This window comes from Alphaproteobacteria bacterium (assembly GCA_020638555.1).
Lineage (GTDB): Bacteria > Pseudomonadota > Alphaproteobacteria > Bin95 > Bin95 > JACKII01.
This window is the reverse complement of the sequence record JACKII010000008.1, coordinates 35,286-48,217: the sequence shown is the minus strand read 5'-3', so window position 1 is coordinate 48,217 and position 12,932 is coordinate 35,286. Positions and strand designations below refer to the sequence as shown.

Below are 12,932 nucleotides of genomic sequence, written 5' to 3'. Positions count from 1 at the left end.
TCAATCCGCTTGCCTCGGCATTGGGCCAGTGCTCGGCCAGTGGTTCAGCAGGCTTTCGGTCACGTCGCGCACCTCGCTGCCTTCGAGCAGGACTTCCCGTGGTTCCGGATGGCTGATGAAGCGGGTCGGGCTTGCGGTCAGGCCATAGGCGCCGGAATAGTCGATGGCGATCACATCGCCGGTTTCGAGCCGGGGCAAGGCAATGGCGCTTGCCAGAACGTCGATCGTCGTGCAGAGCGGGCCGACAAGCGTGTAGACCTCCTCCTCTGCCTCGGGGCGAGAGATATTGGCGAAGCGCCAATTCCGGCGGATCACCGTCCCCATCATGCCGCAGGCGGCCAGATGATTGTTGAAGCCCGCATCGCAAATGCGAAAGGTCGTGCCGCGGCTGGTCTTGCCGCCAATGACGGCGGTAAGCAGCCATCCGGCCGGGCCGACAAGCCAGCGCCCCATCTCCAGCACCAACTCTGCCTCCCCCATCAAGGGCTCGGCCCTGAAGGCATCGATGGCCGGGATGACCTGGGCTGCGAGTGCCGCCACATCCAGGGTCTCGTCAGTCGGCAGATAGGGAAGCCCGAAGCCCGAGCCGAACACCAGCTTTTGCGGGGGGCGCCCCGTGAGGGTTGCGGCTTTGCGGAAAACCTCCAAGAAAATGGCAAAATTCTCTGCAATCGCCTCGTGGCTGAGGCTGTTGGTCCCGGAATAAATGTGGAAGCCGATCAGGTCGATGTTCGGCAACGCCAAGATGCGGGGAATCGCTGTCTCGATGTCTTCTTCGTCGACGCCGAATTGGCTGGGTTTACCGGCCATGTTGACGCCGAAGCGCCGCGGCACCGAAATGGGATTTATGCGCAGCAACGCGCCTTGCTTGCAGCCGAATTCGCCAGCGGCGGCGTTTGCGATTTCCGCTTCTTCGACCGATTCCAGCACCAACTCACCGAGGCCCGCACGGACCGCGCGGTGGATTTCCTCCACCCGCTTGCCGGGACCGGAAAACGTCACATCAGACGCGGGACAGCCAGAGGAGAGCGCACGCTCCATTTCGCCATAAGAACTGACGTCGAACGTGGTCACGCAATCGCGAATGGCGGAAAGCAAGCCGATATTCGGGTTGGATTTGACGGCATAACTAACACCGAACCGACCGCCGAACAGCGCATCAAGCTCTGCAAACCGGGCGCGAACGATGTCGACATCATACACATAGAGCGGCGTCCCGTAATCGGCCGCAGCTTGGCGGAGCAGGCTTGGCTTCATCAAGCGCTCGTCGCTCGCTCGACATACGTCAAAATTCGCTCGATGCTGTCCATATTCTCCAAATTCACGTCGGCCGGATCGACGCGAAATTTGCCCTCCTTTTCCAGGTAGGTCATGAGGGTTACGAGAGCGAAGCTATCGATAATGCCGGTGCTGAAAAGCAGGGTTTGCGGACCAATGTCGGTAACATCGATACCCATGTCGTCTTCGAGCACCGCTTTTAGCGATTCCTCGGTGATAGCCATACCCCGGTGAACCTTCCGAAAAATGGGAATTCACATGCACTGCCGACCGTGAAATCTGTAAAATTTGAAGTTTGTCCCGGCCGGTCGATAGGATGCATATACCTACAAACCGTTATGGCTGCATCAACGAACTCCATGCGTGGCACCATATGACGCAACAATTGCGGCGTCGCCCTCTTGTTTGAGAGCCCGGTTCAAAAATTCTTGAAGGGAAGCAATATGTTGCCGGCCCCCGCATCATAAGGTGGATGCTGGCGACGGTGATCCACGCGGTCGAACTTTCGATTGAACGTTCCCAGCCTCTGGCCAATCGGTGGCAGCGGCCGAGCCAGGCGAAGGCGGCTAGACGCCCCACTGCCGCGGGCTTTGCAGGCGCAATGAGAGGCGCCACAAAGGCCCATCCCGCCTCGGTTAAATCGCTTGGGTAGCGCAGTTGGTCCCGTCTGTGCCGCTGGCAGGTGATATCTTTCCAGGGCATCCGATTCCCCAACTTCCCGACAATAACGGTCGCATCATAATTTTTTGATATGACTTGATTACTTTCAAATCCGTCTCTGATATTCTTTCAAATCCGGCTCTGAGATTACGGCGAACGCGCGAACCGAAGCGTACTACACCGATCCAATCGCCCGATACGGCGCGCTGAGCCGGGGTAACGTTTTGCGAAATCGCGACTTCCGGTAGCGTGTTACCCGCTTGCACCCCTAGGTGGAAAACGATAAGGTTCGGCCGCCAGCTTAGACCACCTACCGGTTAATGCCGATGCTTACAGCAATCCTGCCGGCCGACTTTTTGAAGCATGCTCCAAATATAATTGTCTCATCCTGGAAAATATCTCTAACATAATTCCTTTTGAATTGGGGGAGATAATGAATTTAACGCTAAGACAAAAAGAAATTCTGACCGGTCTTGTAATTGCCGCGCTTGCGTTTGGATGGGTTCTTGCGGGAGAGGCCGCGCTATTCCTGCAACAATGGCGCCAATTCGGTGGCCAAGCCGATGTCGAAAAATCGGACTCGTTTTATATCGACCCGGAAACCGGATTGCGCATTCCACGCCCGAATGCTGCCCTAGGGAAGTTGCAATTCAACAGCCTTGGTTTCAGAGGCGATGAATTGGAGATGCCCAAGCCACCCGGACGCATCCGGCTGGCCTTTGTCGGTTCATCCAGCACGCTGGACCCAAATGTGACGGACGACCGCAAGACATGGGCCGCTCAGGCCATGAAGGTCGTCAGGGACCGGCTGCCCAACTGTGACTTCGATTACCTGAATGCCGGTGTGCCCGGCTTCGGCTTGGCGGAGACCACCACCTATTTCCAGCACAACGTAGCCAAGACGGAACCGGATTTGGTGGTTATTTGGGCGGGCGGGTTTAATGAAAAACTGAATGACTATGCCGCGGCCGCTCATCTGACCAACGGCACGCACTATTCGCCGTCGCTATTGGCGGAGATTTCACGCTTTTGGGCCAAACTGGAGAAGAATGCCGTGGTCATCCGCCGACAACGGGCGGCACATTCGAATGTCGGAAAACTGGATGTCAGCCGCTTCGACCTGATCACGGATTACAAGGCGGAATTGGCGCAAATGCGCCTTGCTGTGACCGGCACTGGCGCGTTGCCCGTGATCATGTCCATTCCGGGCTGGCTGCGGGAAGGTCTGGACCTGCGCCTATACGACGAAGCGGCCAAGACGGACGTCTTTTTCATGCCTTACATGTCCTATGACGCGCTGATTGATACCCGCCAGCGGTTCGACGCTGCGTTGACCGAGTTCGGGCAAGCCCAACATACTCCGATCATTCAGTGGTGGGGGTTGATGCAACCGAAACCATCCTACTTTGCGGACTCGAACCATTTTAGTCCGCAAGGCTCGGTGGCTTATGGCGCTGCCATTGGCGATCGCCTTGCGGATGTGATCGAGAGCAAGAGGGTGAAATTCGCCGCTGCTTGTGACCAATCCGATAAATAACCAATCCGATAAAGGCGACGCAATCATTATGGCTTCTTCCCCCTGGATTGCCGCGTATGAGCGGCTTGAGCAATCCGTACCGCGCCGCAAGCCGTTACTGGCGGGGCCGCGTCCGCTGACTTATGGCGACCTGTTCGCGGGCGTGCGGAAAACGGCAGCGCTTTGTGCCAATCTGGGCCTGAAGCCCGGCGACCGCGTCATCGTGATCACCGAGGATGATCGTTCGCTGATCATGCTTTTCCTGTCGTTCCTTCGCCTTGGCTTGACCACCATCGTGCTGGACCCGCATGCACCTTTGTCGGAAGCCGAATCGCTCATGCGTGCGTCGGATGCGCTGGGGTTGTTTGCGGATGCGTCCTATCTGTCTCAGCATGCGCTGGATCGGTCGGAAGGCGCGCCGCAGATTACGGTCCGCATCGACGGCGCCGCGACGGAAACGCAAGGCAAATCGAAAATCGGCCGTCTTTTCGGCCGGCAAAGCGCCCGTGCAGCGGAGACATATCCTGCCTGTCTCTCCGCACTGGAGGAAGGGCCGCTGCCCGGCGACCTGACCGACGAGGCGCTTGCCTATATCCTGTTTACCTCCGGCACGACTTCCCGCCCGAAAGGCGTTGAAATCACGCACAATAACCTGTTCGCGCAGGAGCAGACCTTTGTGCGCCAATACGGTTTTGACGAGAAGGTAAATCTGCTCAACCTGCTGCCGATGCACCACACCGATGGCCTGACGCACGGGGCGGTACTGGCATTTCATGCGGGCGCCACATTGCATCGGCCGCAGCCGCTGCGCGTCGACACGTTGGAGCCGATTTTGCGCAGCATCTATACGCTGCAAATCACCCATTTCATCACGGTGCCAACCATTTTGGGCCTGATGGGCAATCTGATCGACGACTGCGGCGATTGCCTGCGCACCGGCGATTTCAGGTTCATCATTTCCACTGCCGCCTTTCTCGACCCCGCCATTTGGACGCGGATCGAAAGTGGCTACAACGTGTCCGTTGTCAACGTCTACGGCCTGACCGAGACGGTGTGCGAGGCGCTGTATTGCGGGCCAACGCCGGATACCCGGAAGGTCGGCACGGTCGGAAAGCCGGTCGATTGCGAGGCCCGCATCGTCGATGACGAGGGCAAGGAGGTTGCGCCAGGCAGCGTCGGCGAATTGGTTCTGCGGGGCGACCACATCATGCGGGGCTATTTCCGCGCGCCGGCGGAAACGGCGGAGGTGTTGAAAGATGGCTGGTTCCACACCGGCGATCTGGCTGCCTTGGACGAGGATGGCTTCTACCGCATTGTCGGTCGCAAAAAGAACGTGATCATCGTTGGCGGCATCAATGTTTACCCCGAGGATGTGACTTCCGTCCTACGCACCATTCCGGGGGTACAGGATGCCGTGACCTTCGGCATGCCGGACCCGATCTGGGGCGAGCGCCTGACCTGTTGCCTCGAAGTGCCCGATGGCACTTTGCTGACTTCTGCAGATGTCGCCACCCATTGCGCGCAGAAGATGGCGCGGGAGAAGATCCCGGGGACGGTGCATTTCATGCCCGAATTGCCGCGCGGTCCGGCCGGCAAGGTGCTGATCGAGGCGGTCCGGGAGGAAATCCGGAACGCTCATGCCAGAGCTGCCGAGACAAACGATAATTCGGACATTCTGGGCGCCGTGGCGCAAGTGGCTGCCGAGTTTTTCAAGTGTCCGGTTGCCGATATAACGCCCCCATCCAACCCGGATACGCTTTCGGGCTGGACCTCGCTCGCGCATATCGAGTTCCTGACCGCCATCGAAGACCGCTTTTCGATCAAGTTGCGGCCGCGCGAGATCATGAATGTCGCCAAAATCGGAGACGTTATCGAATTGGTCGAACGCAAGATGAAGCCCGCCGGCTGATGCGATTGCTCCGGTCGGACGTAATGGGATGCCTGCAATGAGCAAGCCACCGGAAGCGCCACCCCTTGTCGTGTGGTTCCTCACCATAATCCTGATCGGCGGCGTGGGGGTGGCTGTTGTCGGCCTATGGCTCGCCGGCGTCAGCCTGCCGGGCTTGGCGATTTAGTGGTGGCTCAGCGTTTTATAGCCAGGGAACAGCGACGGATACGGCGCCTGCGCCCAATTCGAACCGTAGCCCAGTGCCAGGCCATGCGCTGGCGGACGGGGGGATAGCGTGCATTTTCTGTCCGCGGAATGGCTGGCCTGGATGTTCGGCGTGGCCTCGCTCTACTGGCTCTTCCCCCGGCAATGGCGGGACATCTTTCTCGGCGCGGTCACGCTGGCCTTTCTGGCAATCCATTCGCCTACGTCTGCCGTGGCGCTGGGGGGCTTAACCACAGCGGTCTATTTCCTGTGCAATGCCAATCCCTTGCCGGGATGGCGGGCCGTGGCGGCGGGCGGTTTGGTGATTGCCGTGTTGCTGGGATTCAAATGGGTATCGCCCAGCACGGATATGGAGCCTGGCGTCGTCCGAGACGTCGTCATGCCATTAGGCATGGCCTACTATACCATTCGCTTTCTATGTTACATCATCGACCAGTACAAGGGCGCGCTGGAGCCGCACCGCCTCGATCATTTCTTTCTTTACCAATTTTTTCTGCCGACCATTGTTGTCGGCCCGATCCATCGGTTCCCTGCCTTTTTCAATGATCTGAAATACAAGCGCTGGGACGCCAACAATATCTCCCTCGGGCTGCAACGCATGGTCTATGGCTATGCGAAAATCGTCATTCTCGGCAATTATCTGATCGAAGGGGTTCTCGCCTCCCACGTTGCCGCTTTGCACGAGACCAATGCCGCACTGGCCACATATCTCGACATGGTCATCCGCGGATTGAATCTGTATTTTCAGTTCTCGGGTTTCTCCGATGTGGCAATCGGCTTCGCATTGTTGCTTGGCTACAAGGTCATGGAGAATTTCAACTGGCCTTACCTTGCCACGAACATTTCCGAGTTCTGGCGCAACTGGCATATATCGCTCACCAGCTTTGCCCGGGAACACGTGTTCTCGCTGGTCTTCGCGCTATCTCGCAACCAGTATGCTGCGATTTTTGGCACCATGGTGTTCATCGGCGTCTGGCACGAAATATCCCTCCGATATCTGGTCTGGGGTGCGATTCACGGCGTCGCGACGATGATCTGGTCTGCCGTGAACAATTTTCAGGACCGTCGGGGCATTGCGATCCGTAGTCCTATACTCCGGCCGTTCCGAGATGCGTTCTGCATCCTTCTGACCGTGCATTTTGTCTGGCTGAGCTTCGTGATCGTTCGCGAGCCGACATTCGCGGATGCGCTCGATGTTTATGGCACGATCTTCGTGTACTGGTGGCTATAATGTACAATATTTTTGGCTTTCTTTCGCACCACCTGCCGCGCCCCATGGCCATCGGCGTTTGCGCGCTCTGGTATGCGGCATTGATTCTGGCGATTGTGGCGTTGTCGTTCGAACCGACGGCCGAGTTCCGTTACCTGAACCTTTAGTTGAGAAACGCGGTAGAATACAGCGCGGCGCCCGGATCGCGCTGAAGCGCTTCTTAACCGCTTCCAGCATCATGTCCCGGACTTCCGAGCCGCTCTGGGACGAGTTGTTTCCGGCAGAACAGGCGCGGCCGGCGCACGAGACCGGTATGGCCGAGAGCGCGGCCGCATGACGGACGCCCCTGCCCTCACCGTCAGCGTGCCGTTCCGGGTGTCGGAGCGCGGCGGCCGCAAGGTCATGGTCCCGTCCGGCGGCAGGGCCGAGCCGGCCCCTGCCCAACGCTGGAAGCGCCTGCTCAAAGACGGGCACTATGCCAGCCTCACCGAACTCGCCCGGGCCGAGGGCATCAACCGGCCCTGTCTCTGCCGGGTGTTCCGCCTCACCCTGCCGGCGCCCGACCTGGTCGCGGCCATCCTGGCAGGACGCCAGCCGGAGGGGTTGCCTCTGAAGTCCGCCATGCGGCCGATGCCGCCGGTGTGGGACGAGCCGGCCGACGCTCTCGGGGGCGCACAATTTTCGGATGAGGAATCCATTTAATATTTTCTCACATTATAATATCCAGCCCCTTATATTTCAAGTAATTTTTGGGTATATATTCATATTTGTATCTTTTTTATTTTAATGTCCAAACATAAATATGAATTCTTATTGGCTTTTTGAAAATCGGAACCCACCCCTAAGGGCTATATGCCCGGACGGTGTCGGCGGGTTGGCCGCTGAGAGTTGTTCACGCTTGCGTCGAAGCTGATCACGGGTTGCGATGACAACATTTGGTTATATAAAGGATTTTGGTTCCGACTTATCGACGGGGTTCAGCGCGGATATGCTGGCGGCGGGCAGAAAGCCGCTCGCGTCGAGGATGGGCGAGAGGGGGCGCCCCAATACATGATGTCATTTCTGATCAATTTGGGTGTCGGCGTTCGGGACGCGATTTTGGGCGTTGCGGGGCAACTCACGCAAGAATACTTTCCTGGACTTATTGCCTTCCTCCTTGTCCTCGTCTTGTTGGTTTGCACCGGCCGCTACCTTTGGCAAATTCACCATCGGATCAGGGCGTTGCGATGGCTGATCGGAATTATCGATAGCTACGCGACCCCGCAGTCGTTCACGGCAGGCGTGATCGATATCGATCCGCAAATCGACGCGCGCAAACACCAGAAACAGCACCGCACCCTTGTCGCCGCCTGGCAGGAATATCGGGAAACCCTTGTGCCCTATGGCGAGGGCGAGGCCCAACACTTAAGGAACTCGGTGCGTCCCTCCACCTTCTTCAACCAGGAAGATCTTGGATACGGCCCCGGGTTCTGGCGGATCGTGCCGGGCCTGTTTGTCACCGGCGGCCTGTTCCTGACCTTTCTCGGCCTCATCGCCGCCCTGAGCGTGATGGATGTCGGCAGCGGCGACCCGGACGACCTGCGGCGCAGCCTGGACAACCTGCTGACGACCGCATCCGCCAAATTCATCATGTCTCTGACCGGGTTGTTCTGTTCCATCGTCTTCACCATCGTGCTGCGGATCGGCCTCGGCTGGGTCGAACAGCAGATACACACGCTCTGTTCGCGGGTCGAGTTCCTGCTGCAATTCATCTCCGCCGAGGACATTGCCGTCGATCAGTTGAGGGCAACCCAAGAGCAGAAAGAGCATTTCCGCTCGATCGGCATGGAACTGGTCGCCGAATTGGGCCGGCCGCTGCGCGAGGAACTGCCCAAGACCATTGCCACCTCGGTCGCGAATGCCTTGCAGCCGATGGTCGAAAGGGTCACCAACGCCGGCACCGAAGGCGTCAGTACGATGGCGAGCGATCTCGCCAACAAATTCTCCACCGACGTTGCCACCGCCCTGGCGAATGCCAGCACCAGCATCGAGGGAGCGGGAATAAAGATCGGGGAACTGGCAGCGCGCATGGATCAAAGTTCGGACAGCATGAACCAGCAACTGCTGGCTTCGATAGCGTCGCTGGCGACAACCCTGGACAACATCCGCACGAACACCGAGACCAGCGCCGCCAGAACCGGCGAAGTGTTCCAGCAGGGCGCCGACAAGCTGATCGCCTCCATGACCTCCACCCTGGAGGACATCCGGGACAACACAGCCCGGGGGGCGGATGCCGTTAAAGAGGCGGCCACCGAAATGCGCGGCGCCGCGGAGGCGTTCCGCAGCGAGGTCGCCAACGCGGCCGAGGCGGGCGCTCGTCACGTCGAAGACCAGATGAAAACATCCGGCGATGCCGCCAGCGGTGCGGTTGCGGCGGCCGGCGAGCAGGTGCTTGGAACCTTCGGCGCGACCGCCGAGCGGATCACGGCTGCGTCGAACGACATGGCGGAAAGGCTCGCGAAGGACCTGCTGACGCCGCTGGACGGCATCGGGGCGAAATTCGAGACGCTCAACCGGGAATTGTCGGGCGGTGTCACGGAATTCCGCCGCCTGGCCGACGGCATCAAGACGGGAGCCGATTCCACGGTTGTCGCGGCCAACACCTTCCGCAATGCCAGCCAGGACATGGCCTCTGCCGCGGCGCCCATTCGCACGTCGGTCGAGGGGCTCGGCGGCGCGGTGCAAAGGCTTGAGACCAGCACCCGTCAAACGGCGGAGAGCATGGCAAGCACCATGCGGTCAGCGCATGACGCGCTTGAAAGCGCGAGCGCCATCCTCTCCGACAAGCGGCAGGCGATCCAGCATGCCCTTGCCGGCGTTCAGCAGTTGACGGAGGGGTTGCGGGGCCAGGGCGAACGCCTGGACGACCTCGATGAAAAGCTGGGCAAGGCCTTTGAACAGTATGAACGGCAGGTGAGCGGATCGCTGCACGCGCTGCGCGACCATGTTGGCAAATTGCAGGATACGCTGACACCGGCACTCGACAAACTGCGCGAAATCGTCGAGCAGGCCGAAACCTTTGTACCGCAATCCCGGGCCCGTCGCTGATGCGCCATCTGCGTCGCACCAGTCGAGACCAGGAAGAGGAAGAGTCCGTCTTCGTCCCGATGACGGACATGACGGTGTCCTTCCTCTTCATTTTGATGATCCTGCTGGCGTTTTTCGCCGTGCGTTTCACCGACACCGATACGGTGCCACGTCCCGAGCACGAAGCTTTGCGCCAGCGATACAAAACACTGGAGGCCGAGCGAGATGGGCTGGTAGCCGAACTCACGCGCTTGCGGCAGGAGGTCCTATCGCTGCACTCGCACATCGCCGCCCTGAACGAGCGCAATGTCAGACTGCAAGACCAAATCCGCGAGAAGGATGTCCGCATCGCCGCTTTGCTCGCCGAAATCCGGGAATTGCGGCGGCAACTGGAGGAACAGAACCCGCTGGAGCAATACATTATCACGGCCCAGGCGCGGCGGGCTGAAATCCTGCAACAGATCGAGAAGGCGCTGAAGATCGAATTCCGCGACAACATTCTGGTCGAGATCAGCCCGGAAAACGATGCCCTTCGCTTCACCGGCGAGGGCCTGTTCGCCAGCGGCTCGCGCACCCTGTTGCCGGAGAAGAAGGCGGTCATCCACCGGCTGGGCGAATTGATTACGGAGGCCATCGCCTGCTTCACGGTCAACCAGCGGCAGGTGAACTACGCGGCCTGCAACCCTCATGGTATCGTCATCGAGGCGGTGCAGATCGAGGGCCATACCGATTCGATCGGCACGAACGAGTTCAATATCGGGCTGTCGACGGACCGCGCCAACAATGCCTTCTTGACCATGTTGGCGGGCCAACCGGACCTGCTGTCGTTCCACAACATGCGAGGCCAACCGGTGATCTCGGTGGCAGGCTATGGCGAGATGCGGCCGATCGCATCCAACATTTTGGCGGCGGGACGCGCCGAGAACCGGCGCATCGACCTGCGTCTGATCATGTACACTCCCCGTGACCGCGAGCAGGTGGAGCAAATTCAGCAGCAGATCCGGGATGGGCTGCGGCTCGTCGTGGAGAAAGTGCGGGCCGGCCCGTGAGCCTTGACGATGCCCTCAAGGCGGTTCGCCATTTGCCATCGGCGCCCCCACCCGACCTCACGCGGCTCGCAGCCGCCGCGAACCGCGTGCACACCCGCTGGCCCGATGTGGTGCCCGACCCGCCGGAACGCGATCATGAGCGGATCATTGCGGAAATGCGGGAATTGTTGGAGCGCGATGACTGGCGCGACGTGAAACTGTCCTTCGTCCTCCGGGCACTCAGGGTAGCGTTCAACCCCAATTTCCGGGGCCGGCCAGATGTGACCGATATCCTGTATTTCGCTTATAACGAGTTGGCCGTCACCACCCATGCCAGCTTTTTCAATGCGATGGTCTCAATCTACATCGCAAGCTATCAACCCGGCGCGCGCCATAGCCTGGCGCTTGGACAAAGGATTGGCGCCCAGTTGCATCTGCTCAATGCCAGATGGCAGGCAATGGTACGGCACTATCCCTCGCTGTTCGACGGCCGGACCGCCCACGCCGCCATCGCCGAGGCAATGCTGGGCATGGAGAGCCCATGGCAACAATTGCGGGACCAGGGCTTTGCCGACCCGCACGCAACGGGCCTGATGGATCATGTCCACGAGACCTTTGTCGGGCGCTTGCGCCCCCACCTGAACACGGAGCAAGGGCTGAACCATCTGTTCGCCTGGCTTCATCCGAAGCCGGGCACACGCAAACAGTCGGGCTCGACCCAGGTCATCGAGGCCGTGCTCGGCCACTGGCTGAAGCGGCAACCGACCGATGCGTTCCGCGGGTCGATCACCGAGCGGATGATCGGCCAGTTCAGCGATCCGCGCACCAACCGCTCCCTGTGGCTTGGGGTGCGGGAGGATCACATGGCCGTGATCTTCCGCTGGCTGACCCGCGAGGACCTGCGATTTTTCCTGTCGGTGGTGGATGCGACTCAAAAAAATCACCAATTTCCGCCCCGCAGGGATTTTTGGCTCCTCTTGTATGACGAAGGGTTGATCGAGCAGGCCTGGGTCGCCTTCTGCCCCAGCGCCGAGCGACACGCTCGCAACCAGTTAATCCGCAATGGCGCGATGATGTATTCTGGGCGGTTTGCGCGGCAGACCGCGGGTGGCGCGCGCTCCGACACCTCGATCCTGCTCATGAAGATCGGCAGCAAAATCGTCGTCGATGGCTGCCACAACTACCGGACCCACATCTTCAACAGCGACGATCCCGCCGCGCCGCAATTGTTTCAGCCGTCCTATGACTGCGACGCCGATGTCAGGCTCCTGTCGCCCTGGTCGAGACCCCACAACTCGATCCGGGTGTGGTCCGAATGGGTCCGGGAATCCATCAACTCCAGGACGCCGATGTCCGGCAGGCCACCGCGCCGGCGTGTGCCGCAAAATGCCCGGGCCAGGGGCGCTAGCGCCCCTTCCCCCCAACCATCCCTTCCGGGAACCCTATCCCGACAGAATGAACCCCGGGGAGACATCCTCTCGCGCACGCGCGCGCCCAGTACCGGCGATCACAACCGTCCGCCCCGACCGCCGGAGCAACGGGGAACCAACACGCCACCCGCACCCGGCGCGCAGCCCAGGCAGGCGGCGGACTGGACTGCGCCGCCGCCGTTTTCGGCCCGAGCCATCAACGAAGAAGCCAAAGACCTTTGGCGGCGCATGATCCTCAACGGTGACAGGGCTGGCGCGGTTCGCGACGCACTGGAAAAGGTCCGGGCCCAAGCGTGGGTCAACCCGTCCGAACGGGCGAATATTGCCCGGGCCATTGATCGCAATCGAAACCGCGATGATGAATTCGTCAGCCTCAAGGCCTTTGTCGGGCCGATATTCAATCGCGACCTCTCCGAGGCCGAGTTGGCCTTGTGGCACCGAAAGGCTCAAGAACTCGAGCATCTGGCAAAGCAATATCGCCTGATCTCTCCGAAAGTGTCGTCCGCGCTCGACGCCCTTGGCCACCGACGCATGCTGACCTCCAGCGAAAAAAACGCCGTGGAACACTTGGGGCAAAGGCTCCGGAGCCAAGGCATCGAACTTCTCGAACTCATCCACGGGAACTAGGCCC

General features: G+C 59.9%; 10 protein-coding genes. 8 read left to right on the top strand and 2 right to left on the bottom strand.

All coding sequences use genetic code 11. The annotated features are described in order from the left end of the window. A complete protein-coding gene (locus H6844_20280; protein ID MCB9931740.1) occupies positions 1-1,257 on the bottom strand; it encodes a type III PLP-dependent enzyme in 1,257 nt (418 codons plus the stop codon). Further along, a complete protein-coding gene (locus H6844_20275) occupies positions 1,257-1,502 on the bottom strand; it encodes an acyl carrier protein (GenBank protein ID MCB9931739.1) in 246 nt (81 codons plus the stop codon). Before H6844_20275 ends, H6844_20280 begins: the two co-directional genes overlap by 1 nt. A gap of 869 nt (positions 1,503-2,371) precedes the next feature. On the opposite strand from H6844_20275, the gene H6844_20270 reads away from it, so the two are divergent. The 8 genes from H6844_20270 (at position 2,372) to H6844_20235 (ending at position 12,928) form a co-directional block, all read left to right on the top strand. Further along, positions 2,372-3,475 carry an SGNH/GDSL hydrolase family protein gene (locus H6844_20270; protein ID MCB9931738.1) on the top strand — a complete coding sequence of 368 codons (1,104 nt, stop codon included), beginning with the start codon at positions 2,372-2,374 and terminating at the stop codon, positions 3,473-3,475. Between the two features lie 28 nt (positions 3,476-3,503). Continuing rightward, a complete protein-coding gene (locus H6844_20265) occupies positions 3,504-5,363 on the top strand; it encodes an AMP-binding protein (protein MCB9931737.1) in 1,860 nt (619 codons plus the stop codon). A gap of 274 nt (positions 5,364-5,637) precedes the next feature. Continuing rightward, entirely contained in the window at positions 5,638-6,798 is a 1,161-nt protein-coding gene (locus H6844_20260) for an MBOAT family protein (protein MCB9931736.1), read from the top strand. After that, a complete protein-coding gene (locus H6844_20255) occupies positions 6,798-6,944 on the top strand; it encodes a hypothetical protein (protein ID MCB9931735.1) in 147 nt (48 codons plus the stop codon). The genes H6844_20260 and H6844_20255 overlap by 1 nt, the downstream gene beginning before the upstream one ends. 166 nt (positions 6,945-7,110) lie before the next feature. Further along, the gene (locus H6844_20250; protein MCB9931734.1) at positions 7,111-7,479 is read left to right on the top strand and encodes a hypothetical protein; all 369 of its coding nucleotides are present in this window, start codon (positions 7,111-7,113) and stop codon (positions 7,477-7,479) included. Positions 7,480-7,827: 348 nt separating this feature from the next. Then, complete coding sequence (locus H6844_20245; GenBank protein ID MCB9931733.1) at positions 7,828-9,864, top strand: methyl-accepting chemotaxis protein; 2,037 nt, start codon at positions 7,828-7,830, stop codon at positions 9,862-9,864. Beyond that, on the top strand, positions 9,864-10,892 hold the full coding sequence (locus H6844_20240; GenBank protein MCB9931732.1) for an OmpA family protein: 1,029 nt from the start codon (positions 9,864-9,866) through the stop codon (positions 10,890-10,892). Before H6844_20245 ends, H6844_20240 begins: the two co-directional genes overlap by 1 nt. Beyond that, positions 10,889-12,928 carry a hypothetical protein gene (locus H6844_20235; GenBank protein MCB9931731.1) on the top strand — a complete coding sequence of 680 codons (2,040 nt, stop codon included), beginning with the start codon at positions 10,889-10,891 and terminating at the stop codon, positions 12,926-12,928. The genes H6844_20240 and H6844_20235 overlap by 4 nt, the downstream gene beginning before the upstream one ends. The last annotated feature ends 4 nt before the right edge of the window (positions 12,929-12,932 follow it).